Origin of the sequence: Paenibacillus sp. UNC499MF, assembly GCF_900107975.1 — a bacterium.
GTDB lineage: Bacteria > Bacillota > Bacilli > Paenibacillales > NBRC-103111 > Paenibacillus_F.
Window position 1 is genome coordinate 249,832 of sequence record NZ_FNVF01000006.1, and the last position, 24,317, is coordinate 274,148.

General features: G+C 55.1%; 17 protein-coding genes and 1 other annotated feature. Of the genes, 11 read left to right on the forward strand and 6 right to left on the reverse strand.

Features of this window, described 5'->3' with window-relative positions; genetic code table 11:
- Window positions 1-89: 89 nt before the first annotated feature.
- Window positions 90-345: a binding site (T-box leader), on the forward strand.
- Between the two features lie 52 nt (window positions 346-397).
- The 7 genes from ileS to C4S74_RS15310 all read left to right on the forward strand — a co-directional run bounded on the left by ileS (window position 398) and on the right by C4S74_RS15310 (window position 10,944).
- Complete coding sequence (gene ileS, locus C4S74_RS15280; RefSeq protein ID WP_103996258.1) at window positions 398-3,478, forward strand: isoleucine--tRNA ligase; 3,081 nt, start codon at window positions 398-400, stop codon at window positions 3,476-3,478.
- Window positions 3,479-3,921: 443 nt separating this feature from the next.
- Window positions 3,922-4,659: a response regulator transcription factor gene (locus C4S74_RS15285; RefSeq protein ID WP_103996152.1), complete on the forward strand. Its 738-nt coding sequence runs from the start codon at window positions 3,922-3,924 to the stop codon at window positions 4,657-4,659.
- Window positions 4,631-6,172: a HAMP domain-containing sensor histidine kinase gene (locus tag C4S74_RS15290; RefSeq protein WP_103996153.1), complete on the forward strand. Its 1,542-nt coding sequence runs from the start codon at window positions 4,631-4,633 to the stop codon at window positions 6,170-6,172. Before C4S74_RS15285 ends, C4S74_RS15290 begins: the two co-directional genes overlap by 29 nt.
- Window positions 6,173-6,253: 81 nt before the next feature.
- The gene (locus C4S74_RS15295; RefSeq protein ID WP_103996154.1) at window positions 6,254-7,348 is read left to right on the forward strand and encodes a hypothetical protein; all 1,095 of its coding nucleotides are present in this window, start codon (window positions 6,254-6,256) and stop codon (window positions 7,346-7,348) included.
- 30 nt (window positions 7,349-7,378) lie between these two features.
- Complete coding sequence (locus C4S74_RS15300; RefSeq protein WP_103996155.1) at window positions 7,379-8,278, forward strand: penicillin-binding transpeptidase domain-containing protein; 900 nt, start codon at window positions 7,379-7,381, stop codon at window positions 8,276-8,278.
- Window positions 8,279-8,505: 227 nt separating this feature from the next.
- Window positions 8,506-10,536, forward strand: coding sequence for a penicillin-binding transpeptidase domain-containing protein (locus C4S74_RS15305; protein WP_103996156.1), 2,031 nt, complete (start codon window positions 8,506-8,508; stop codon window positions 10,534-10,536).
- 153 nt (window positions 10,537-10,689) lie between these two features.
- Complete coding sequence (locus tag C4S74_RS15310) at window positions 10,690-10,944, forward strand: hypothetical protein (RefSeq protein ID WP_103996157.1); 255 nt, start codon at window positions 10,690-10,692, stop codon at window positions 10,942-10,944.
- 36 nt (window positions 10,945-10,980) lie between these two features.
- Here the strand turns inward: C4S74_RS15310 and C4S74_RS15315 are convergent, their stop codons facing one another.
- Window positions 10,981-12,930 carry a prenyltransferase/squalene oxidase repeat-containing protein gene (locus tag C4S74_RS15315; RefSeq protein WP_103996158.1) on the reverse strand — a complete coding sequence of 650 codons (1,950 nt, stop codon included), beginning with the start codon at window positions 12,928-12,930 and terminating at the stop codon, window positions 10,981-10,983.
- Window positions 12,931-13,161: 231 nt separating this feature from the next.
- On the reverse strand, window positions 13,162-13,308 hold the full coding sequence (locus C4S74_RS26590) for a hypothetical protein (RefSeq protein ID WP_181024435.1): 147 nt from the start codon (window positions 13,306-13,308) through the stop codon (window positions 13,162-13,164).
- A gap of 261 nt (window positions 13,309-13,569) precedes the next feature.
- On the opposite strand from C4S74_RS26590, the gene C4S74_RS15320 reads away from it, so the two are divergent.
- Window positions 13,570-14,736 carry a polysaccharide deacetylase family protein gene (locus C4S74_RS15320; RefSeq protein WP_103996159.1) on the forward strand — a complete coding sequence of 389 codons (1,167 nt, stop codon included), beginning with the start codon at window positions 13,570-13,572 and terminating at the stop codon, window positions 14,734-14,736.
- Window positions 14,737-15,324: 588 nt separating this feature from the next.
- Here C4S74_RS15320 and serS read toward each other — a convergent pair.
- Window positions 15,325-16,611, reverse strand: a complete 1,287-nt coding sequence (gene serS, locus C4S74_RS15325) for a serine--tRNA ligase (protein WP_103996160.1) — start codon at window positions 16,609-16,611, stop codon at window positions 15,325-15,327.
- Window positions 16,612-17,036: 425 nt separating this feature from the next.
- On the opposite strand from serS, the gene C4S74_RS15335 reads away from it, so the two are divergent.
- The 3 genes from C4S74_RS15335 (at window position 17,037) to C4S74_RS15345 (ending at window position 20,340) form a co-directional block, all read left to right on the forward strand.
- On the forward strand, window positions 17,037-18,053 hold the full coding sequence (locus tag C4S74_RS15335) for a TrkA family potassium uptake protein (protein WP_103996162.1): 1,017 nt from the start codon (window positions 17,037-17,039) through the stop codon (window positions 18,051-18,053).
- Between the two features lie 69 nt (window positions 18,054-18,122).
- Window positions 18,123-18,497, forward strand: a complete 375-nt coding sequence (locus C4S74_RS15340; protein WP_103996163.1) for a hypothetical protein — start codon at window positions 18,123-18,125, stop codon at window positions 18,495-18,497.
- A 217-nt stretch (window positions 18,498-18,714) separates the two neighbouring features.
- Window positions 18,715-20,340 carry a phosphatidylserine/phosphatidylglycerophosphate/cardiolipin synthase family protein gene (locus C4S74_RS15345; protein ID WP_103996164.1) on the forward strand — a complete coding sequence of 542 codons (1,626 nt, stop codon included), beginning with the start codon at window positions 18,715-18,717 and terminating at the stop codon, window positions 20,338-20,340.
- A gap of 250 nt (window positions 20,341-20,590) precedes the next feature.
- On the opposite strand, the gene C4S74_RS15350 is transcribed toward C4S74_RS15345, so the two are convergent.
- The 3 genes from C4S74_RS15350 to C4S74_RS15360 form a co-directional block, all read right to left on the reverse strand.
- A complete protein-coding gene (locus C4S74_RS15350) occupies window positions 20,591-21,943 on the reverse strand; it encodes a lytic polysaccharide monooxygenase (RefSeq protein ID WP_103996165.1) in 1,353 nt (450 codons plus the stop codon).
- A gap of 402 nt (window positions 21,944-22,345) precedes the next feature.
- Window positions 22,346-23,284 carry a methyltransferase domain-containing protein gene (locus C4S74_RS15355; RefSeq protein ID WP_103996166.1) on the reverse strand — a complete coding sequence of 313 codons (939 nt, stop codon included), beginning with the start codon at window positions 23,282-23,284 and terminating at the stop codon, window positions 22,346-22,348.
- Window positions 23,265-24,257, reverse strand: a complete 993-nt coding sequence (locus C4S74_RS15360) for an alpha/beta fold hydrolase (protein ID WP_258042499.1) — start codon at window positions 24,255-24,257, stop codon at window positions 23,265-23,267. Before C4S74_RS15360 ends, C4S74_RS15355 begins: the two co-directional genes overlap by 20 nt.
- Between the last annotated feature and the right edge of the window lie 60 nt (window positions 24,258-24,317).

Below are 24,317 nucleotides of genomic sequence, written 5' to 3' on the forward strand. Positions count from 1 at the left end.
TGAATTCGACGCCCGGCACGGAAAGAGAAATGCAGGTTGACATTTTGCCGGAAATGCTGTAAAAATGGAATATCTGAAATAAGAAACCGAGAAATTCATTGACGAGAACGAGTACGCTGATCCCTTGTTCCCCAGAGAGTTGGCCGCGCGCTGAAAGCCAATGTACAAGAATGAGCAGAAAATCCTCTCCGAGAAGGAAAGCTGAAGCAGGCAAGTAAGCTGACCCGGGATCCCGCCGTTACAAGGGACGCGTATGATCGTACGCAGATGAGGTGCCGCAGAGCTTGCACGACAAGGCTTTGGCGGAACAAGGGTGGTAACGCGAGAACCAATCTCGTCCCTTAGGGGGCGGGATTTTTTTGTTGTCTTCAGAATGAAGCCGGAAAGGATGACGGACATGAACAAGGTCGATGTCAAAGAAAAAGCGAGAACACGCGAGCTGCGCGTACTTAACCAGTGGAGGGCTGACGATACGTTCCGCCGTTCGATCGAGAACCGGGAAGGAAAGCCGAACTTCGTCTTCTATGAAGGGCCGCCTACGGCGAACGGCAAGCCGCATATCGGGCATGTGCTCGGCCGGGTCATCAAAGATTTTATCGGGCGCTACAAAACGATGTCGGGCTACCGTGTCGTCCGCAAGGCGGGCTGGGATACGCACGGGCTTCCGGTTGAGCTGGGCGTAGAGAAGCAGCTCGGCATTTCGGGCAAGCAGGAGATCGAGGAATACGGCGTGGCCAAGTTTGTGGAAACGTGCAAGAACAGCGTGTTCGAATATGAAAAGCAGTGGCGCGAGCTCACCGAGGCCATCGCTTATTGGACCGATATGGAGCATCCGTATGTGACGCTGACGAACGATTACATCGAGAGCGTCTGGCATATCCTGTCAACCATTCACAAGAAAGGGCTTCTGTACAAGGGCCACCGTGTCAGCCCGTACTGCCCGGATTGCCAGACGACGCTTAGCTCGCACGAAGTGGCGCAGGGCTACGAGGATGTGAAAGACCTGAGTGCCACGGTCAAGTTCAAGAGCAAAGCGGCGGACGAGTATTTCCTCGCATGGACGACGACTCCCTGGACGCTTCCGGCCAACGTGGCGCTGGCGGTAAACAAGGACCTCGATTATGTCAAAGTGAAGCATAACGGGGAAGTGTACGTGACGGCGCAAAATCTCGCCGAAAAAGTTTTCGGAGGCGAAGCGGAAATCCTTTCCGTCCATAAAGGGGCCGAGTTCGTCGGAACCCCTTATGAGCCGCCATTCGGTTATTTGCACCTGAACAAAGGCCATCTGGTCGTAGATGCGGACTATGTCAGCGATGCGAGCGGAACCGGGATTGTGCATATCGCACCGGCTCACGGGGAAGACGACTACCGCACCACACGCCAGCATGGGATCGATTTCGTCCATGTCGTGAAGCAGGACGGCACCTACGCTTCCCAAATTACCGATTTCGCGGGCCGTTTTGTGAAAGACTGCGACGTGGATATCGTGAAAAAGCTGTCGGAACGCGGTCTTCTTTTCGCCAAAGAACGTTACGAGCACAGCTATCCGTTCTGCTGGCGCTGCAAATCGCCGCTGCTCTATTACGCCATGGAAAGCTGGTTTATCCGGACGACGGCGGTCAAGGATCAGCTTATCGCGAACAACAACGAAGTGAATTGGTATCCGGGCCATCTACGCGAAGGCCGCTTCGGAAAATTTCTGGAAGAGCTGGTGGATTGGAATATCAGCCGCAACCGTTACTGGGGAACTCCCCTTAACGTATGGGTATGCGGGGATTGCGGAGAGGAATTTGCTCCGGGAAGCCACCGCGAACTTCGAGAGCGTGCCGTCGATCCCGTGGATGAGAGTCTGGAGCTTCACAAGCCGTACGTAGATGACGTCAAGCTCCGCTGTTCGTGCGGCGGGGTGATGGAGAGAACGCCGGAAGTGATCGACGTCTGGTTCGACAGCGGCTCGATGCCGTTCGCCCAGTATCATCATCCGTTCGGAGACGAGAAAACGTTCGGCGAGCAGTATCCCGCGGATATGATCTGCGAAGGCATCGACCAGACGCGCGGATGGTTTTTCAGCCTGCTGGCGGTTTCGACGCTGTATAACGGCCGGGCGCCGTACAAGGCGGTCATTTCAACGGGCCACGTGCTGGATGAGAACGGGCTGAAAATGTCCAAGAGCAAAGGCAATGTCCTCGACCCGTGGAACATCATCGAAGAATTCGGAACGGACGCGTTCCGCTGGGCGCTTCTGTCGGACAGTGCGCCGTGGAACAGCAAACGTTTCTCCAAGCAAATCGTGGCGGAAGCGAAATCGAAGATCGTCGATACGATTCATAACACGCATGCGTTCTTTGCCCTGTATGCCGATATCGACGGATTTAATCCGGACTCGTTCGAACGGAAGCCGAAACGCAACGAGCTGGACCGCTGGATTTTGTCGCGGCTGAACAGCACGCTCGCAACTGTCGTCAAAGGACTGGATGCGAACGACTTCCTTAACCCGGCCAAGCAGATCGAAGTGTTCGTGGATGAGCTGAGCAACTGGTATATCCGGCGTTCGCGCGACCGTTTCTGGGGAAGCGGGATGTCCGAAGACAAGGTCGAAGCGTACCAGACCCTGCACGAGGTGCTGCTTACTTTGGCGCGGATGATCGCCCCTTACGCTCCGCTGATCGCCGAAGACGTTTACGGCAATCTTGGCGGCAAAGGAAGCGTGCATCTGGCCGACTATCCGAAAGCGGACGAAGCCGCCATTGACACCGGGCTTGAAAACGAGATGGAGACGGCGCGGCAAATTGTCGAGCTGGCCCGCAGCGTCCGCAACGAAACGGCGATCAAGACCCGCCAGCCGTTGTCGGAACTCCTTATTTCGCTTGACCGCGAGTTCGCTTTGGAGCGATTTGAAGCGATCATTCAGGAAGAAATCAACGTGAAGCAGGTCCGTCTTGAACGAAGCGACGCCGGATTCGTCCAGTTTGCTTTGAAGCTGAACCTGAAAGCGGCCGGCAAAAAATACGGCAAACTGGTCGGTCCCCTGCAAGGTTATTTGAAAAATCTCGCTCCTGAAGCAGCTGCCGCAGCGGTCGGCCAAGGCGCCTTGGATACGGAAGTGCAAGGGGAAAGCGTGCACCTGACACTGGATGAGCTGCTCGTCGAAAAAACGGCGAAGCCCGGATTCGCTTCCGCATCCGGTTACGGCATTACCGTCGCCCTCAATACGGAAGTGACGGAAGCGCTCAAGCAGGAAGGGGCCGTACGCGAGGTCGTACGCGCCGTTCAGGATTACCGCAAAAAGCTGGACCTGCCGATCGACCGCCGCATCACCCTTGTGTTGGATGCGGATCCGCAGCTTAAAGAGGCTTTGCAGCTGTACGAACAGGTCCTTCGCGATAACGTGCTGGTCAGCACGATCCGTTACGAGACCGCGGAAGGCATGGAGCAAGTCGCCCTCGGCGAGTCCACGCTCCGGCTGCGAGTGGAATAATGCGGCATATGGGCCGCCAGAACAGCGCAGGTCTGAGCAGACTATGAGCCTGCCGGAGGATCTTGCGCAGAGCGGCGATTAAGCCCAAGCTTTAAGTGCATCGCCCCGTATTTGTTAGTGGCATAAACTCACGGCTATTGCCGTGAGTTTTTTTATATTTTTCACGGAACCGACGGAATCCCGCGGCCGGGTGCATGTATCGTGGGCAAAACTGATCGGCCCTGACCGTTAAGGGCAGCGTGATCAGCGGCAACGTCATCCAGAGGAACACGGTGCCCGTTTTTTCCGGTATTGAGCCCGAATGAAGCGAAGCTGCTCCGTCGTTGTTAACATTTTTGAAACAAAATGTGCGCCGTTTTGAAATATAATGAAGGTTACATATGGTTAGATAAGAAACAAAAGCGAATTTCTCACACCGGATACGTCCGGGCAAAGGAGCTTTCATGAATAAAATTTTAATTGTCGATGACGAAAGACAGATCGTCGATATTCTCTCTTACGCGTGCAAAAGGGAAGGGTTTGCCGTTGAGACGGCGTCCTCCGGCGGGGAGGCTTTGCGGAAAATAGAAAAGACGAAACCGCAGCTTCTCATTTTGGATGTGATGCTCCCGGATATGAACGGCTTCGAGGTGTGCCGGAAAATCGGAGACCCCGATTCGCTTGGCATCATTCTCCTGACGGCGAAGAACGACATTCTGGACAAGCTGGTCGGGCTTGAACTGGGAGCAGACGATTATATAACGAAGCCGTTCGACATCCGCGAGCTGATTGCCCGCGTTCATTCCCTGCTCAGAAGAATGAGGAAAAAGAGCGAAGAAACGGAGACTACCGACAAGCTGTCTTACGGCAAGCTTGCTTTAAGCCGGGTCCAACGGAAGGTAAGCCTGAATGGGGAACTCCTCGTTTTTACGCCGAAGGAATTCGACCTGCTGGCCCTGCTGCTCCGCCATCTCGACCGGGTGTATACCCGTGAAGAGCTGCTGGAATCGGTTTGGGGATTCGATTTCGCCGGCGGAACCCGTACGGTCGATATCCACCTGCAGCGGCTGCGCAAGAAGCTGGGGCCCGTCTATCAGCAGATGCTGGTCACGATTCACGGAGTGGGGTACAAAGCGTCGCTGGATACCATCGAAGAAGAGCTGGCGGCTGACCATGCAGACAATCTTGAAGATGTCCGTTAAGCGGAAATCGCAGCTGTTCCTCGGTCTGCACCTTCTGCTCACTATCGCGATTCTCGGTTTCGCCGTTCTGCACGGAATCCGCAGGGAGCAGCAGAAGCAGGTGGAGGACTATCTGGAGCAGCAGACGAAGACGGCCAATGTATTTATCCGTCAGGCGCTGCTTGATCCGGCGGACAGGCCGGAAGAAGAGGGAGCGGCCGCGCTCGGGAACGGTCTCGCCAGGCAGCTTGGTCTCATGAGCGGCATGCATACGATGCTGTTCGATATGGACGCGGAGAAGACCGGGGATTCCATGCCGTCGTCGGATTCTCTCGACGTGAAGGATCTGCTCCCCTATGCGATCCAAGGAAAAACCGCTTACGAGATCAACGGGAGCAGGCTCGTCTATTTGGCTCCTTTGTCGGACGGGGTGACACAGATCGGAGCCGTCGGCTTCCAATATTCGCTGGAGATGAACCAGTCCTTCAACGCTTCTATCCGGCGCCTGTTTCTCCTTATCGGGGTTTTGATTCTCAGTGTAAGTTTCGCCGCCGGGACGATTTATTACAACCGGCTGTCCGGCGGGATTCTGAAATTGCGGCGCTCGACCCAGGAAATCCGCGAAGGACGATACGACGGCGCGGAACGGCTCCAAACCGGTGACGAGCTCGGCGAGCTGAGCGAAAACATTTATCAGATGGGCCGGGAGATCCGGAACAGCTTCGAAACCCTGAAAAATAAACAGTCAGAGCTGGAAAAAACCGTTGACAGGCTTACCCGGCTGGAAAAGCAGCAGAAGGAATTTATCGGGGCGATTTCACACGAATTCAAAACCCCGCTGACGGTCATCCGGGCTTATCTTGATCTCCTTGACCTTTATAAGGATGATGAGGAACTGGCCGTGCAGGCCAAAACGAGTCTTGCAAAAGAGACGGCACGGCTTCAGGAGATGGTGGACACCATACTCCGGCTGGCTGCGCTGGATTTGTACGAGTTTCAGGAGCATGCGGGGATCGTCGGACTTCGAACGTTTCTGGAGGAGCTGACGAGCCGCATGCACGGAAAAGCCCGGAAATTCGGCCTGCATATCCGCACGGATATTCCCGACGTCTATGTCCGGGGGGACCGGGAGCATTTGACGATCATTTTCGTTAATCTGCTCGACAACGCGATTAAATTCAACCATCCCGGAGGCGAAATCCGGTTAACCGGCTCCCTGGACGACGGAAGGGTGAAAATCCGCGTAAGCGATACCGGCATCGGTATTCCAGAAGAGCGGCAATCGGCGATTTTCGAGCCTTTTTCGAGCGCGCATAAGGCTTTGTACCGCGAACTGGGAGGGACGGGGCTCGGCCTCGCTCTCGTCAGACAGCTGCTGGACAAGCAGGGCGGAACGATCGAGCTGCTCTCCGGCTGCCCGGGAGCCGTTTTCGAAGTTACTCTGGAGGCGGCCGCACCTGCCGAGGCGACAGATGCAGCAGCCGCAGCAGGTGAAGCGGATGCCGGCAAGTCCGATAGAGCGGGCGGTGTGTAAATGTTTACATTTTCGAAATATACGGCGCTTATTTTCGATACAATCACCCGTTATGCTTGTGCCTGAGGAGAGAGGTTAACGATGTACACGATTTTCAGTAAAAAAGCGGTGCTGGCGGCCGCAGCCGTCGGCCTGCTGCTTTCCGGCTGCGCACCGGGCGGCACGGAAGGCCGCGAAGTGATCCGGCTGGCGGGCAAAAGCATCACCGTTATCGAAAATCAGAACGAGCTTGTCGTAAATAAGGCGGCGCTGATTTCCTTGGAGCGCTACGAGGACAGGATCGGCTTGGGCTGGGTGGACGAAGATATCCTGCTGATGGCCAAGTCCGAGCAGTCCTCGCTCAACGCGCTTATCCGGCAGAGAATTTTGCTTTTCCGGCCGGGATCGGGGAAAGAGGATTATTTCCCGGGCTCCGTCTATAACCAGGTGGAGGCGGAACTTTCGCCGGACGGCTCAGCCGTTTTCTATAAAGAATCGGAAGGGGTGAACGCTTCGGCGACAGGCTACGTGGCCCGGACTTCGGACCGGTCTCCCGTACGGGTTACCGAAGAGAACGCCATGCCGGTCAAGGAAGGCCGATGGATAGATAACGGACATCTCCTGTACGCCGGTCTCGACGGAAGCTTGTATTTGTGGGATGTAGAGGGGCACACCCGAAAACTGCCGGTACCGGCCGCCACAGGCGCGCAAAGCGTGATGCTGACGGACAACGCCGTTTTTTACATCGGCGGAGACAGCCGGTTGTACGAGGCACGGCTGGACGGCGGAGGCGTGTCGGCGGTTGCTGAGCATGTGCAGACCGCGGTCCCTTCGCCCGACGGAAGCCGGATCGCCCTTGTGAGAGCCGGCGGTCCGGGGCGGTCATCGCTTTCCTTTTACAGCGTGAAGGCTGGGAAAGAGCGTCAGGTCGCCGTCGGAACGGCGTTTCACAGCTCCTGCTGGTCGGCGGACGGGAGCCGGTTCGCATACTCGGTGGCGTCGGACCACGCGGGACAAAGCGGTCTTTTCATCTCATCGCCCGATCCCGCAGTGGAGACGGTGCAGCTGTCGGCGGACGTGTTCCCCGGCTATCCGATTGCGTTCAGCCCTTCAGGGCGCCAGCTCCTGGCCTCGAAAGTCATGGCGGAAGGAAACCGGAACAAAACCGTCGCTTACCGCATGACTATCAAGAAATAAACGCGCATCATCCGAAGAAAGGAATCCATTATGCGAAAATTTGTCTGGGTCACAGCCGGACTCGCCGTTGTCATCCTGGCGGTGTTCACCGTGCTGAGCGGGGTCAAGACGGAGCCGTCGGAAACCGGCCCGCCCGCAAAAACCGTTTCTCCGGCCGGCAGCAAGCCGGTTGATCTTCTCCGCGACGGCCGCGTCCAGACGCTGGATCTGGCCGGGGAATTCGCCGGGTACGAGGGCTGCTTTCTGCTGTACGGCTTGCAGGATCAAACGTATTACGTGTATAATCCGCCGCAGTGCGAAAAAAGGCTTTCGCCGGCTTCCACGTTCAAAATTACCAGTTCCCTGATCGGACTGGAGACGGGAGCCGTAGATGAGAACACGGTCGTTCCGTGGGACGGCCATCCTTACCGGTATCCCGAGTGGAACAAGGACCATACGCTTGCATCGGCTCTGGCCAACTCCGTTACCTGGTTTTACCAGAAAATGGCCGTCCGGATCGGAAGCGGACACATGCAGGATTATCTGCACCGGATCGGGTACGGCAACGAGGATATACAAGGAGGCATCGACACGTTCTGGCTCGGTTCCTCGCTGCAGATATCCGCCGTGGAGCAAGTGGATTTTCTCGCGAAGCTGTACGGGGACCGTCTCCCTTTTTCCGCAAAAACGAGCGGGCTGGTCAAACGAATGCTTGTGCTGGAGAAGCAGGGGGTTGCCGTTTTATCCGGCAAAACGGGTACCTGCAACGCGGGAGCCTGCGTATCGGAGGAACCCCGCAACGATGTGCTCGGCTGGTTCGTCGGACACCTGGAGAAGGATGGGCAGGAGTATGTATTCGCCCTGAACGTAGAGGCGGATATGAAGGCAAACGGCAGTGCGGCCCGCAAAATCGCGGTAGAAATCCTTCGTAAAATGAAGCTTTGGAATTGAGCGGTGCCGAAGTTTAAGCGAGAATCCGGAGCATTACCCGAATTGTAAACCTGCCTGGGTATCCGGAGTCGGCTAGTAAACCAGAACGGCAAATGAAGCAGCTAGTGTGAAGTTAGTGTACAGTTAGTAACTCAGTTAGGGAATCATCATTTTAGGAACCGCTGTGGAATCAGTTTAAGGAACAGCCGGAACATTCCCGGCAATAGAACATCAGAGGGGCGATATTCATGATACGAATAGGAAAGACGCTGGCGGGGATCGGAGGAATTTTCCTTCTTCTGCTTTTGTCGGCCTGCAGTCAGGAAGAAACGCCGCAGCACGCTTTCGAGGCTTATGTGAATGGCTGGAAGGATCACAATTATGCAGCGATGTACGACAAACTGTCGCCGGCCTCGCAAACTAAAATCAGCAAAGACGATTTCGTCAAAAAATACGAAAGCGTGTATAAAGGAATCGAAATGACGGATTTGACCGTCAAACCGGCTTTCTCCGAAGAACTGCAAAAAACGGTCAAGAATAAGGACGAAGTTTCCGTTCCTTTTCATGTGGAGCTGAACACGCTCGCCGGTCCGGTGAAATTCGACCAGACCGCCCGTCTGGTGAAGGGCAAGAAAGAGAAAGATACCGTCTGGCAGGTGGACTGGTCGCCCTCCTATCTTTTTCCCCAATTGAAGGATGGAGATAAGGTAAGAGTCCAGAGCACCGAAGCGGTGCGGGGAGAAATCGTGGACAGGCGCGGCAACAAGCTCGCCTATAACGGCCCGGCCAAGCAGATCGGGGTCGTGCCGGGCAAGCTGGGCAATGCGGCGGAGCAGACCAAAGCAAAGCTGGCGGAGAAGCTCGGGATGAAGGTCCAGGAGATCAATCAGAAGCTGTCGGCCTCCTGGGTGAAGCCGGAGTCGTTCGTGCCGCTCGCGTACATTCAGGACGGCGAAACGGAAGCTTACACGAAGCTCCCCGGCGTCACGTTCAGCAGCAAAGAAATCCGGACCTATCCGTTTAACGAAGCGGCGGCTCACTTGACCGGATATATCGGGCAGATCAGTGCGGAGGAGCTGAAAAAGCTTGAAAGCGAAGGTTACCGTACGGGCGACGTTATCGGAAAAGCGGGACTGGAGCAGATCTACGAGAAGCAGCTCAAGGGCCAGGACGGTTATAAAATTTTCGTTACGGGGGCCGACGGCACCGAGAAAGAAACACTGGCCGAGAAGGAAATGGTCCCCGGTCAGACTATAACGCTCAGCATCGACGCCGATCTCCAGAAGCTGGTCTACGAGCAGATGAAAAAAGATGCGGGTTCGGCTGCCGCCATTCAGCCTCTCACGGGCGAAGTACTCGCTCTCGTAAGCAGTCCGTCTTACAATCCGAACGCCTTTGTGAAAGGCATCTCCGGCACGCAGTATAAGCAGCTCAGCGAGGACCCCAAGAAGCCGTTCCTGAACCGTTTTACGAAAACCTTCTCGCCCGGTTCGGCTTTTAAAATGCTCACGGCTGCGGTTGCGATTGACGGCGGGGTGCTGAATCCCGACGAGGCAAAGACGATCAAAGGACTGCGCTGGACGAAGGACGCATCCTGGGGCAGCTACTACGTGACCCGGGTGCATGACTCCAGTCCGGTCAACCTGCAGAGTGCGCTCACGAACTCGGACAACATTTATTTCGCCCAGGCCGCTCTGGAGCTGGGGAAAGACAAGTTTGTCGAGTCTTCCGCCAAATTCGGCATCGGTGAGAAGCTTCCGCTGCCGTATGCGTTCGATACCTCCCAGCTTTACAACAAGCAGATCGCAAACGATATCCAGCTGGCCGACTCCGGTTACGGACAGGGTGAGGTGACGATGACTTCCCTGCACATCGCCTTGACTTATTCGGCGCTTGTGAATCAGGGAAACATCATTTATCCGTCGCTTTTGAAGGAAGACAAAGGCAAGGAGCAGTACTGGAAATCTTCGGTGATGAAGCCCGAAACGGCCGAGCTGCTCAAGAAGGATCTTGTCGAAGCGGTCAAGGATCCGCGCGGAGTGGGTCATGGAGCTGCTGTCCCAAGCAAGCTCATCGCCGGCAAAACGGGCACGGCCGAGCTTAAAAAGAGCAAAGGGGAAGAAGGGCAGGAAAACGGTTGGTTTGTCGGTTTCGATGCGGCCGATCCGCAACTGCTCGTTTCGATGATGATCGAAGACGTCAAAGGAAGAGGAGGAAGCGGCTATATCACCTCCAGAGTAAAAGCCGTCTTCCAGCAGTATGCCAACGGAATCAATTAAATACCGGCAGAAAAAGAGTCTTTTTCTCCTTAACAAGCCTGTTCCTGCGCCTCTTGCCCGGTTGGGCGGGGGTGTAGGGTCTCTTTTAACCGGGTAATATAGAAGAAGATGTTCCCGCCCTTGCGGGAACCGATTGAGAAAGGAGGGTGCCGGATGGATGCCAAAGAAATGGAAGAACAGCTGATCCGCAAACTGACGGAAGGCGAGATGGAGGAAGAAAACAAAGAAGAATCCGCGAGAAAACGGCTTCCTGCCAAAACGGAAATCCGCATTCAGGCAACAATCGATCCCGTGGTCGAGGAAACCCGCAAATACCGGGAAATGGCCGAAGAGCTTGACGGACGTTACGACAAGTATACGCATTTGCTGAAGGAGAATAGACCGGATTCGCCCAAAGACCCGTTTTGAAGGACAGAGAATAACCCGCCTGCATTCCCAGGCGGGTTATTCGAATTTGGCGGATACCTCACCGTATTTGTTCCGGTAGTGGCTGAGTGCAAGGAGCGGCCAGATGTACCGGTAGCTTTCATAGGTGTTGTAGAAGCTGCCCGGAAGACCCGCTCCTGTGGGATATACGGAAGTCCAGTCCCGTTCGCCGAGGGTGGCGGCGAGTCTTCGCACGCCCCGGTCGATAGCCTCGGTCGGCCGGGAATGAACCGCTATAAGCGCATCGAGAGCCCATGCGGTTTGGGATGGGGTGCTGGCTCCGAGGCTGACATACCGGCCCGCCACGTCGCTGCTGCACGATTCTCCCCAGCCCCCGTCCGGATTTTGAACGCTGAGCAGCCAGCGTATCCCTTTGGCCACCGCGGGATGATCCGGTTTCAAGCCGACCGCCGCCAGCCCCGTCAGCGCCGCCCATGTTCCGTACAAGTAGCAAATTCCCCAGCGTCCATACCAGGAACCGTCTTTCTCCTGATTGGCGGTCAGCCAGTCTGCCCCTCTTCGGATCCAGTCGTGCTTAATGTCCAGACCGGCTTTGCCGCCGAGAAATTCCAGCGTGCGGCCGGTTAAGTCGGCCGTGGAAGGATCGACGGCCGCATGCTCCGCACCTTCCAGGGGCAGGAACGCGAGGAGCCGGTTGTCCGTGTCCTTCTCGAAAGCGGCCCAGCCGCCGTCTTTATTCTGCATGGTCATAATCCAGTACAGGCCTCTGTTCCACGTTTCCCGGCCGTCTGCCCCTCCGGTACGCAGAAATTTAACCGCGCGAAGGGCGGCCGTCGTATCGTCCACATCCGGGTTGCGCGTGTTGGAAGGCGAGAAGCCCCAGCCTCCGGGCACCGAGCGGGAGACTTTCCGGCCCCAGTCGCCGATCTTCCGCTGCTGTTTAGCCAGCAGGTAGGAAGCGGCCTTCCGGATTTCCGGCGTTAGCGGCCCGATGCCCGCTTCCTGCAGCGCGTAAGTGATGAGAGCCGTGTCCCATACGGTGGGCGGGGCGTTCTGCACAAGCAGCCTGCCTTCGGATACCCACAGCATGGCTTTCAGACCTTTGACCGCCTGAGTTATAAGCGGATGACGGCGCTCGCATCCGAGTGAGAGCAGAGCGAAGACGAGCAGGCACGTGCTGCCCGCGTAGCTGTACAGCGTTCCGTCGGGCTCGATGCGCTCGAGCATAAACCGCTCGGCTTTCTTCACGGCACATTCGTGAAGCTGGCTGGGAAACGCCGAGAGCTGCGCGATTCCTTCCTGGATGTCCGCAAGCAGTCCGCCCGGACCGCGACCCGGCTGAGCGTAAGAGCCTGGCGCCGACGCGTAAGCGCCGACGCTCGTTCCGTCGTCGTCTCGTTGCACATGCAGCGCGGACAAGTCAGGTGTCCGGCTCGTACGGACGGAGAAGTTCCGGTCCGCCATCAGCAGAACGGGCACCAGATGGACCCGCGCGTAAGCGGACAGATCGAAGAAGCTCAACGGAGCCGACTCCGGAAGAAGCATAAACTCCAGGGGAATCGCATACTCCTCCGGCCATGGAATTCGGCCCGTTGCCGCCAGAATGACGCGGGTCAGGACATTCGTCACGCCGCCGATTCCTCCCCTGGAGCGGATAAAGGTCCGGGCGTTCACCAGAGACGGGCTGCTTTCGTCCGAATAGCCGGAGAAGAGCAGAGCGTAATAGGCTTCCACGCTTGCGGCCAGATTGCCCTCCTTCTCGTCGGCGTAAAGCTTCCAGGAGCCGTCGGGCCGCTGGGTGCGGAGGATGCTGTCATGCAGCCTGCGGATTATCTCCTCTTCTTCCGAATTCCCCGTCTCCAGCGTGCGGAGCACAATAATCAAGTAGGCGCATGTGGAAATTCCGTTGTCGTAGCAAAATTTCCACGTACCGTCCTTTTCCTGCTTTCCCAGCAGCCATTCGGAAAGGTGCCGGATGGCATGAGTGACTTCCCGCATAACATGCATACGATTCCACACCCTTTCTTGCAGATTCGGCAGTCACCAGATAAACAATGGAAACAAACGGCGGATGCGGGTAACTTTTTTTCCTTTTTAATCGTTCTTATCAGTGTATGTAAAAAAATCCCGATAGATGTGCGGCTGTGAAGGAGCGTGAAAAACAAACAGGCACCTGCAAGAGGCGCCTGTTTGACCGTTCGACTGCTTATTCTGGCAGGTTATAGTGCGTTTTTTAGCTTAGTACAGGAACGTACGGCTGATGATAACCAGCAGAATGAATAGAACCAGAATAGCCGCCGTGCTGGTGAAACCTCCACCGTAACCGCCGTAACCGCCGCCGTAACCTACTCCAACTCCTGCTCCTACTCCTCCAACGTAACCCATATCGATCCAACTCCTCGTGTTTTAATTGACTTTACCGTACAACATATGACGGGAAGAGGGGAGGCGATTGTGCGAATGACCCGTAAGGGAAAAAGCCGGAGCGAAATAGGGAGTGGAGAGTCAAATGATTTTATGGAATATTATGGATGAATAAGTTACAAAAAATTAATGTTTTACGAAGCCGGATGGAGGAGGAAGCGGACGGAACGGGATGGAACCTTATAAAGTCTTCTTTATTATAAAAAAGGGGTTATCGGCAGTATGAAGAAAGCGATCAAAATTTTTCTTTCTCTTCTCCTCGTTGCGGGATCGATTTACCTGGTGCGCGAAAGCGCTCCGCGTTTTACCTACAAAGACCAGGTTGCCGTGCTTTTGTATCACCACATCAGTGATACGGACACGAGCAGCGTCACGATTACACCGGCGTTGTTCCGCAGCCAGCTCACTTTTCTGAAGAAAGAAAAGTATCATTTCATTACGCTCCAGCAGTTCAAAAGCTTTATGGCGGGAGGGGATGTGCCGGAAAATGCCGTCCTGGTAACGTTTGACGACGGGTACGAAAGTCTCTACGACCAGGCTTATCCGGTTCTGAAGGAGCTCCAGGTTCCGGCCGTTAATTTCGAAATTACGGGAACGCTGGCGGACCCCCGCTCGCGTAAGCTTCATTTTCTTGACGAAAGGCAGCTGCGAACGATCGCAACGGATCGCGAAGCGGGTATTTCCTGCCAGTGTCATTCCGACAGCATGCACGACAAGCAGAACGGCAAGCCTCTGCTGACGACGAACATTGTGACGGACGGCAAGCGGGAGACGGAGGAACAGTACGAGAAGCGGGTGATCGACGACGCCCTTGACTGCAAGAAGAAACTGAAAAAAGCCGGAGAGGAGGAAGTCGATTCCTACGCGTATCCGTACGGCTATTACGATAAGCGGGCGACCTCGCTTCTTCAGAGTGTCGGGTATAAATACGGTTTTACGGTTCTCAGCGAGATGACGACAAGAGCCGACGATCCTATGCAGATTTCCCGCATCACGGCCGGAAGCCCGGATATTACGCCCCAGGTCCTGAACCGGACTATCCAGCGCAACGTGATGGACTTCAACGGGGATTACAATTACGTGCCCCTGCGCGATACGCTGAAAGATTTGGGAGGGACGATGACCCGGAATAAAGACCGAACGATCGCGTTCTACTTCCACGGCAAGCCTTATAAGCTGGATGCCGAATCGGGCGCCATCGAAACCGAAGGGAAGCAGATTCCGCTCAAACATCCGCTGCTGTTAAAATCACGCAAAGCGTATATTCATTTTAAAGATCTGGAGAATGTGCTGGGTGTCCGGATCGCGCATAATCCTCTGCGTAATTCTTTTTTCGAACGTCTGACTCCGGCTAAAACAAGAATGAATGAAACGCTTACAAAATCATAGATAACGTTAGAAAACGCAAGAAAACAGGTGAAAGAAACCGCTAAAACGGTTCTTTCGCCTATTTTCGATATTTTCTGAATATTTACAATAGTTTAATATTTGGGGTAATATAAAGCCAAGGAGGAACACAAACATTAAACGGATACAAGGACGTAAACACACTCAACATGACAGCCAGGGGTGATCCCTATAGGACCATAACCATCCGAAATCATCTTCATTTAGACTACAGGAAGGGAGATGAATCCGTTGGACCCAGTTAGCGAAGCATGCCCTTAATAATCGAAGTCAAGGCATGCGGGAACCCAGGAATCGAACGAAGAAGAATGGAGTGTAAACAAACAATTGAATACGTTCAATCAAGCATAGGGGCCTGCCGATTATCACGGATAACCGGGGTCCCTATTTACGTGTCTGATTGTTTCGAAACGGTGCCGGAAGGCGCTTTTTTTATGTGTGCCGTGGTCGTACGGATCAACTTTGATTGAGATTGAAATTCCGTGACAACCGGTCCTCCTTCTGCTCCGCTAAAAAACTCCCTTCTGAGTGAAGGGAGCAGTACTGCCGGAGTTTTACCCGGCCCGTTTCTTAATCGTGAACGGTCCGGATTTCCTCGATGCCGTTCATATATTTTCTCAGCGCCTCGGGTATGCGGATCGATCCGTCCTCCTGCTGGTGATTTTCAAGCAGCGGGATCAGAATGCGCGGCGAGGCGACCGCCGTGTTGTTCAGCGTATACGCGTAGGTCAGCCGTCCCTCGGCGTTCCGGTAGCGGATATTCGAACGCCGAGCCTGGAAATCGAGCAGATTCGACGACGAATGCGTTTCCCCGTAGGACTGTCTGCTCGGCATCCATGTCTCGATGTCGTACTGCTTATACGTTTTTTGGCCCATATCCCCGGCGCAAACGGCGACTACCCGGTAGGGTAGCTCCAGCAGCCTCATCAATTCTTCCGCGTTTTTAGTCATTTCCCGCAGAAGAGCATCCGATTTCTCCAGATCGCTTTCGCAAATAATCACCTGCTCGACCTTGGCGAACTGATGGACGCGGTACAGCCCGTGGACGTCTCTGCCGGCCGATCCGACCTCACTCCTGAAACAGAGGGAGACGGCGGCCATTTTGACGGGCTCCGCAAGATCTATAATTTCATTGCTGTAGTAGGAGACAAGCGGGACCTCCGAGGTGCCGACCAGCCATTTGTCTTCTTCGGCCAGCTTGAAGGTCTGATCCTCACCGAGCGGAAAATAGCCTGTGTTCAGCAGCGCTTCCCCGCGGGCCATCAGCGGCACATCCACCGGCATAAAGCCTTTCTCGATGAGCAGATCCAGGGCAAGCTGCTGAACCGCCCGGTGCAGCAAAACTCCCGCGCCGGTCAAATAGTACTGGCGGGGGCCGGCTGTTTTCACGCCGCGAGGGATGTCGATCATGCGGTGAAGGTTCCCCAGCGCCACGTGATCCCTGGGCTCGAACGTGAATCCGGGAATAGCGCCTGCCCGGTACAGCTCGATATTGTCCTTGTCGGATTGTCCGGCCGGCGTATCGGGCGAAACGGGATTAGGCACGCGCAGCATAGCCGCCATGTAAGCCTGGTCGGTTATCCGGTAAGCCGCCTCCTGTTCGTTCAGGCGCAGATGAATGTCCTTCACCGCCTGTTTCTTCAAGGCTGCCTCCGTATGGCCGCCCTGTTTAAGAAGCATGCCGATTTCCCCGGTAAGCGCATTGCGCCTCTGCCGCAGCTCCTCGATTTCAGCCAGTTGGCACCGCCGTTCCTCGTCCATTCTCAGAAGTTCCGTGACGGACACTTCGATTCCTTTCTGCCGGGCAGCGTACTCGACTTCCGCTTGATGGGCCCGTATCCATTTGACGTCTAACATGGCACCGCACTCCTTTTTTTTGACATACAAAAAGCGCCCGTCGTCTTCATGGGACGAGGAGCGCTTTTATGTTCTCGCGGTGCCACCCAAATTGACCGGACGTTCGTGCCGTCCAATCCACTTTAGTTCCGCGGTAACGGGCGGACCCGGTTAACTTAGGGGGAAGCGCCGTGCTTCTCCTTGGCGAAAACGCCTCCGAGTTGGAATCTCTTCACGGGCGTGATACCGATATCAATGATTTTGCTTAGTATATACCAGGTTCGCGCAGGTTTCAACCCCACCCCCCGGAACAGGGCGTAAAACGGGATTGCACGATTGTGCAGCTGTGCGAAACCGATCCTGCGGCCGTTTGTTTTTTTCTTTGCGACAAATGCAGACAATTTCCGTTATTTTCCGTAAAATAAAACGCAGGGAGGTGTCGGGGTTTGCTTTTTTTTCTGCGTTATGCCCACCGTATGTTACGTTTGAGCAACGGGCTGCTGGCTGTTTTTGCCCTGGTGTTTGTGCTGCTCGCCTCGGTGCTCGCTTACTGGCTGGAGCCGGACACGTTCGAGACCTGGTTTAACAGCCTGTACTGGGTCATGACGACGATGGCGACCGTCGGGTACGGCGATTATTTTATGAAAACGGCTCTGGGCAAGCTGTTCACGATTTTTCTGTATTTGTTCGGAATCGGACTTCTCAGTCTTGTGATCGGAAAAATCATTGATGCCTTTGCGACCCTGAAAATTAGGAGGGAAACCGGAAAAGTGAACTATCATGGCCGCGGTCACATCGTCGTGATCACCTGGAACAAGAAGGCTTATTCCGCCGTTGAAGAACTTATCGCTTCTGATCCCGAGCTGGAAATCGTCATTATCGACGAAAACGAGAAAATTCCGTATGACCATAAAAAGGTCCATTACGTAAGCGGCGATCCCACTTCGGACAAGACGTTAACCCGGGCCGGGCTGGATAAAGCGAGATCGGCCATTATATTCGCGGATGAAACGAGCACCGATTCGTCCCTGGTGGACGGCAAAACGCTCCTAATCGCGGCCAGCATCGAAAGACTCGCCCCGGATGTTTATACGACTGCGGAAATTATGTCGGAGAAGCATATCCAGAACTTCCGGCATGTAAAAGTAAATGACTTCATTCTTTCGCACGATGCGGTGTCTATGCTGGCTGTCCGGTCGGCGCTTAACGAAGGCAGCGTAGAGCTTTATATGCAGCTGATCAGCAGGCAGTACGGGGGAGAAATTTACGAAGTGCCGGTCAATCCGGCGTGGACGACCTATCATGACGCTTTTCAGGATTTGCTTAAAAAAGGGGCGACCCTGCTCGCCGACCGCCAGGATCTGAGTATCAATACACGGCTGTACGACCCGATTCCCGCGGACGCGAAACTGTTCGTCGTCTGCTCGCCCGAGACGTATAAGCATTTGCGTGGACATACATAACGAAGAAATACTGCCGCAAAATTTCTAAATGGATTACTGCAAGAAAATAACTCCGAAGGAGTGTTTTTTATGGCATTTAAGACAGAATACGAGTTTGAATTACCGAGAGGGTTTGAAGACAGCAGCGGGAATATTCATAAAAAAGGCGTAATGAGACTTGCGACAGCCGCGGATGAGATTCTGCCAATGAGAGATCAGCGCGTTCAAGCGAATCCGCAATATCATATTGTAATTTTACTTTCAAGAGTCATCACCAGGTTAGGCGATCTTCCAATGATTGACGCCAAAGTAATTGAAAATTTGTTTATATTGGATCTTGAATTTTTGAAAGATTTCTACAATAGAATTAATGAAGGTGAGAATCCGGAATGGCCAGCCAGATGTCCAAAATGCGAGCATGAATTTATGGCTCCATTTCCATTTGGATTTAAAAGGGAAGACTAATCTTCTACTCTGTTTGAGGCGCAATACATTAATTATTTAGCTGCAAATGAAGGTGCACAAGAATTATTAGATACAATTTCAACAAGGTATCCTGCTGATTTCTTTGATAGGAAAGGAGCATCTCCTGATTTTGGAAGGAAAAGAGCGGGTGACTGCTCTTTTTTTTGTTTAAAAGAGTAGTAGAATTGGCCGAAGCACAGGGAGAGAAGGGGTAACCATGGAAAAACCGGATAAAGATGCGGAACAAACTTTTTGCGAGGACGCGACAGCGGTGCAGGAAGGTGTCAAAAATTTCATTAATTTTTGGCTTTCCAAAGGGCCGGTGGCTGACGTGATCGAAGGGGCCCGGCAGGCCGTCGATTTCGCTTCCGCGAACATCCCGCAGGAGGCTGCTGCCCGTTACCGGCAGGAAATCGGGGGCATTTTTACGAGCTATGAGCAGCTTCGGTCCATACCCGGCACCGGGGAGGACGTAATCGAAGAGCTGGGCTCTTATGTGAAAGGGTTGGATCTGGCCAAGCTGAACGCTCTGCTGCCGCAGACATCCGCCGGGAACAAGGTCGATGCTTACGTGAACGGTCCGGACTGCCTGCGCGTCCTGCTGGAGGAAATGGGGAAAGCGAAGCGGTATATCCATTTTTCCGTTATGCTTTTTTTTAACGATACGTCAGGGAACAAAATTGTCGAAGCGCTGCTGGACGCGCTGAAGCGGGGCGTCAAAGTCCGGTTGATGGCCGATTTTGGAGTTACGGCTCTCGGTTACAACAAGAACCTCGCCGTCGGGGATCTCGATGAAGTGATCGATAAGCTCAAAGAAGCCGGAGGCCAGGTTATCAATACGTTCAAAACGTGCTACGGCAAAGAAGAATGGCCCGCCAAGAGAGCGGAGCTGGCTTCCCAAGGGGTGCCCGAAAGCAGCCTGTTTCTCCAGGATTACGTTCAGAAGCAGATGACGATGGGCGTCAACGTGGTGAATCACCGCAAGTTTATGATCGTGGACGGGATCAGTGCTATCGTCGGCTCCGTGAACGTCGGGGATCAATATTTGTTCGATACGCCGGTATTACACGATTCCGGGCAAGCTCAACCGGATGGGGAAGCGGGTCACGGACAGGGCGTACCGGCGCGGGAAGAAGAGTGGCACGACGGATGTTTCCGGATACAGGGAGCCGCGGCGCTGACGCTGAATCGCATTTTTTCTTTTCAATGGACGGTGCTTGGCGGCGATGTGTTCGATCCTGAAGATCCCTTTTACAAGCCGGAGACGGATCTGCGCTTCGGTGACGAGGAGTGCACACTGTACGCCAGCTTTCCGGGGAATCCGGTAAACGTGATTCAACAGTACTATTTGTCCCTGCTCACGTATGCCGGGGACGAGACGGTTATCGTGAACCCGTATCTGATCGATCAGGCTTTCTGGGACGAGCTGAAAAGTCTGGATGAACAGAGGGCAAAGTGCATCGCGTTATGCAATCCCCTTCGTGTGAACGACCATCCGACCAACGGCTCGGCGGTGCGCAGCAACATGTATGAACCGTTTCTCAAGGGTGTCGCATTTTATGACTACAGTCATACGGAGCGGTTTTCGCATTGGAAAATCACCTATGACAAGCGGTCCGACTGCGTGTTTCACGGCTCCTACAATATCAATGAACGAAGCGCCTGCCACGATTTCGAGCTGGGGGTGCTGGTCAAAGGCAAAGCGTTTGCCGATAAGGTGAAAAAAATGATCGATTACGATCTGAGCGTATCGGAGAAAATTTCCGGGCCGGAAACCTTTTTTAAATACCCTGCCCTGCATCCGTCCACGTACTGGAACAAATTGACGCAAAATTTTACGTGACGGGAATAATGGGATGGACTTGATTCAAGGTAACGTGAGGCGTCCCGTATAAAAGGCTTGTTTACCATCGTAATGTGACGCCGGGCACTATACGCTGGGAGCGTCGCACGCCGATAGCTTAGCGCGGTGCGGTAGCATTCGCCAGAACCGGTTGAGCTTCATAGAAAAGAGCGGCTGATTTCCGTCTTAAACGGAAGGGCCGCTCTTTTTCATCATAAAGGGCCGTGTGCCGGCGCCCGCGTGCCGGAAATTATTTTTTCAGCCACAAGGTCGGGACGTTGGAAGGCTCCCAGCCGGTCAGGGAAGTGTGCGACTGCCGGCATTCGTATGTGCTTCCGTCATAGGTCACGAGTGTGCCTGCCGTATAGGCAGTGTTCGGCGCCCATGGAGCGGCTGCCGAAGGAGCGGAGGTCGTGGCGCTGACGGCGTTGCTATTCCCGGATTCATTGCCCGCGGCATCGAAAGCGCGCACGGTGAACGTGTAAGCGGTGCTTGCGCTCAGTCCGCTCACCACAGTATCCAGCGTTGTGCCGGAAACGGATTTTGCGAGCGTGGATCCCTGGTAGACGCGATAACCGGTTACACCGACATTATCGGTGGAAGCATTCCACTTAAGCGAGACGGATGCGGAAGTCGGCGAACCTGTCACCTGCAGCCCGGACGGGGCGGAAGGTGCCGTCGTATCCGCTGCTGCGGCAGTCGTTTTGAACGTCACCGCATTGCTGGGTGGCGAATCATTCCCGGCCGCGTCCGTTGCGCGGACTGTGAACGTATAGGACGTATTCGGTGTCAACCCGGCCGCGTTATAGCTCAGCGCCGTTCCGTTCGCAGTCGTTCCGACGAGTGTGGAGCCGTTATAAATCTTGTAGGCCGTCACACCGACGTTATCCGATGCCGCGCTCCAGCCGATTGTGGCGCCGGTTGCCGTTACTGCCGAAGCCGCCGCATTTGACGGTGCGGTCGGTGCCGTTGTATCTGCCGGGCCTCCGCCGCCGAAGTTCGCATCGATCACGTTATAGAAGGCATTTTCCGTATCCGCGATTTCCCAAACGGCCAGAATGACCTGGTATCCCGTTCTGCTTGGAACGCTGCAGGTGTCCGTGTAAGTGAAGCCCGGCTGTTTTCCTTTAAAGTTAACGGAGCAGAAAGGCTGCAGGTCGAAGGAAGCGCGGCTCAGCGGAGCGTTCGGGTCCCAGTTTTGCTTCGTGATGTAATATTTCCAGCTGGTGGTCGCATGGTTCGCTTCGATGGTCCATTTGAACGTGTTCGTACCCGAAGACATATTCACTTTGGTCCAGCGTGTGGCCGACTGCTGGTCAAGTTCCGGGAACAGGCCGCTGGCGCTGGCAATTTTGCCGTCCGCCGGTCCGGCTGCGGGGAAGCCTTTGTAGGCTTCGAGACTTTGCGGCTCGTAAATGATCGCACCGCAGTTCTTATTCTTGCCGGTCGCACACAGGTAACCGCGGCTTCCCGGTGATTCGATGTATCCGTGGGCCGACGCTTTTTCGGTAATAAGAAGCAGGCAGAACGCCAAAGCCAGAGCCAATCCGCTTGCGACGAGACATTTGGCCAATACGGGATTGCGGAACGAAATAGCGGTCATAAAAGAGCCTCCTTGAAAGGGGATATAGTTTCTATTCAACGATTAACCAAAGGACAATTACAATCGAAGGGACGCTGCGCACGAGCACGGACGAATTCGTCAAAGACCTCCTTCCGGTTTAAAACTGACTACGAACAGACGATTGCGGTGCAGAGCTGCCAATCAGCCTCCTTTCATAAGTGAATTTATATAAACTCGCGAGAGCTTATACCGGACCGGAGCTGTATAGATTTTAAAGCGCTTACAAAACGGAAAGAAGGAGAGGCTTACGATAGTAAGCTCCCTAGGAAGTAAACTTGCATTTTCTATCTAAAATATACATCATTTACCATCATGACTCAATCATTTATTTCTAAATTATCGAGAGAAAAAGAATAGGCATGTACGAATGTTTAAGCCTGTTTAAACCGCAAGGATCAGCAGCACTTCGTAAGTGACGGGGATGCGTCCCTCCGCACCGTAATCTTGTTCGTACTGCCGGAACATGGAGCTGAACAGCCGTCTGGTACTCAGCCCTGGCAGCCGGGCGGCGTTAGTGGTGCTTGCGCCGAGCGATTTGATATTCGTTAAGAAGAGCTTGACGGAAGAAAAATACTCGGTCCACGCGAGGCGCGTTATCCGGATTTCGCCGAAACCCGCCTTACGCAGCATATCCGTCCATTCTTCCGCGTCGTGAAAAGTTAACCCGTGCCGCTGCGGAGGGACTTCCAAAGACCGGTACACCTTGTCGAAAGAGCGGTGCATCTCGGTAAACGTAGCCGGGCCGAAAGTAGCGGCCGCAAGCCTACCGTGAGGCTTCAAGAGCCTGCGGAGATGAACAAGCGTCTGCGCGGGCCGGGCGAACCACTGGAAGCAGGCGCTGGAAGCGATCAGCCCGTAGGAAGAAGCGGGGGCGCCGGCGGCCCACTCTTCGGCATCGGCCTGCTCAAACCGGACTGCGTCCGGCGGAAGGCCCGCTAAAGCGGCCGCAGGAATCGGCGGCTCCGCAGCATCCGGGCAAGCGCCGGATTCTTGGCCGTTTCGCCCGCTGCGCGCATACAGCCGGCTCTTCGCCGCTTCCAGCATGGCGGGCGAAAGATCGGCCGCGGTCAGTTCGCCGCCGGGCGGAAGCAAAGCCGCCAGGCGCTCCGTAAGCAGGCCGGTTCCGCAGCCGATTTCCAGCACAGGCAGATTGCCTGCCGGAATACGGGCAAGGGAGGCGGCCGGCGTGGCTATGAGCTCGTCCCGGATCAGCCGGGCGAGCTGTTCGGCCATAAAACGCTGAACACCGGCATTCCGGTCGTAGAGCCCGGATGCGCTCCGGTCAAACTGCCGCCGGATTTTATCGCTCCGCTGAGTCATTCCACCAGCTCCTTATCGTTTCGGCGGTTTGCCGTTCTTTCTGCAGGAAGGGAACATGGCCGCATCCGGACGCTTCCATGAGCAGAGCCTGCGGAACGCCTGATTGTATTTCCAGTGCCGCGCCTAAGGGGCACACTTTGTCGTGCGTGCCGTGAACCAGCAGAACCGGGCATTGAATGTCCGGCAGGCGGCTCCGCACATCCTCTGCGGCGAGCAGCTCAAGTCCGGCGATGAGCCCCGGCACGCTCCAGCCGCTCTCTTCCGGCAGGAGGCCGTGGAGTCCGTCCCGGCGCTCTTCTTTGGTGAACATCAGCCTGCGGAACTGCCGGAGCACCCCGTCCGCATCTTCGCGCAGTGCGGGGATCATCGCCTGGACGGAAGCGGGGGGCCAGCCTAAAAGAGACTCGGCGGGCTGACGTACAAAGCAGGCGGTTGTCCCCAGCAGGACCAGACCGTCCGCCAATCCTTCGGAAGCAAGCACCATGGCGAGCAATCCGCCGAGTGACCAGCCCGCGATCAGAAGGGGACGCGACGGCGCTAGACCGCGCTGCTCATCCCGGGGCTCGGAGGCGCGGAGCGACAGAGCGAGGCGGCGGGCCGAATCCGCGATAGCCTGGGGCGATTCCGCCGAGCCGTAGTCCGCAGCGAAGTGCCGGAATTCCGCGAGTTCCCGCTGGACATCGCGGAATACGGAGGGGGGCATGCTCCAGCCGCCGAGCCAGAGGATCGAACCGCTTTTCGGAGAGTAAGCGAGGGCCTGTTCATCACCTTTGTGATGCTTGGAGGTAAATATCTTGTCAAAGCCGGTTTTGTGCTTTGCGTATGGTTCTGTGCCTGGCTCTACGAAATTGATGCGCTGTTCAGAAGCATGCTCTGCGGGAGACCGCAGTCCGGCATGTTCGGCGCAGAGTGCCGCGTTATGCTGCGGGTTATGCTTCGTATCATGCGCTTTCCCGTCTTCTGCGGGGGGCACATCTCTATACGCCTTTACACGACGGGCTGCGCCATCTATGCCGCGATCCCGTGTAAACCT

Excerpts from the sequence above, each read along its gene's own strand:
- ileS (WP_103996258.1), top strand. The coding sequence starts at position 398 with ATGAACAAGGTCGATGTCAAAGAAAAAGCGAGAACACGCGAGCTGCGC.
- C4S74_RS15285 (WP_103996152.1), top strand. The coding sequence starts at position 3,922 with ATGAATAAAATTTTAATTGTCGATGACGAAAGACAGATCGTCGATATT.
- C4S74_RS15290 (WP_103996153.1), top strand. The coding sequence starts at position 4,631 with ATGCAGACAATCTTGAAGATGTCCGTTAAGCGGAAATCGCAGCTGTTC.
- C4S74_RS15295 (WP_103996154.1), top strand. The coding sequence starts at position 6,254 with ATGTACACGATTTTCAGTAAAAAAGCGGTGCTGGCGGCCGCAGCCGTC.
- C4S74_RS15300 (WP_103996155.1), top strand. The coding sequence starts at position 7,379 with ATGCGAAAATTTGTCTGGGTCACAGCCGGACTCGCCGTTGTCATCCTG.
- C4S74_RS15305 (WP_103996156.1), top strand. The coding sequence starts at position 8,506 with ATGATACGAATAGGAAAGACGCTGGCGGGGATCGGAGGAATTTTCCTT.
- C4S74_RS15310 (WP_103996157.1), top strand. The coding sequence starts at position 10,690 with ATGGATGCCAAAGAAATGGAAGAACAGCTGATCCGCAAACTGACGGAA.
- C4S74_RS15315 (WP_103996158.1), bottom strand. The coding sequence starts at position 12,930 with ATGCATGTTATGCGGGAAGTCACTCATGCCATCCGGCACCTTTCCGAA.
- C4S74_RS26590 (WP_181024435.1), bottom strand. The coding sequence starts at position 13,308 with ATGGGTTACGTTGGAGGAGTAGGAGCAGGAGTTGGAGTAGGTTACGGC.
- C4S74_RS15320 (WP_103996159.1), top strand. The coding sequence starts at position 13,570 with ATGAAGAAAGCGATCAAAATTTTTCTTTCTCTTCTCCTCGTTGCGGGA.
- serS (WP_103996160.1), bottom strand. The coding sequence starts at position 16,611 with ATGTTAGACGTCAAATGGATACGGGCCCATCAAGCGGAAGTCGAGTAC.
- C4S74_RS15340 (WP_103996163.1), top strand. The coding sequence starts at position 18,123 with ATGGCATTTAAGACAGAATACGAGTTTGAATTACCGAGAGGGTTTGAA.
- C4S74_RS15345 (WP_103996164.1), top strand. The coding sequence starts at position 18,715 with ATGGAAAAACCGGATAAAGATGCGGAACAAACTTTTTGCGAGGACGCG.
- C4S74_RS15350 (WP_103996165.1), bottom strand. The coding sequence starts at position 21,943 with ATGACCGCTATTTCGTTCCGCAATCCCGTATTGGCCAAATGTCTCGTC.
- C4S74_RS15355 (WP_103996166.1), bottom strand. The coding sequence starts at position 23,284 with ATGACTCAGCGGAGCGATAAAATCCGGCGGCAGTTTGACCGGAGCGCA.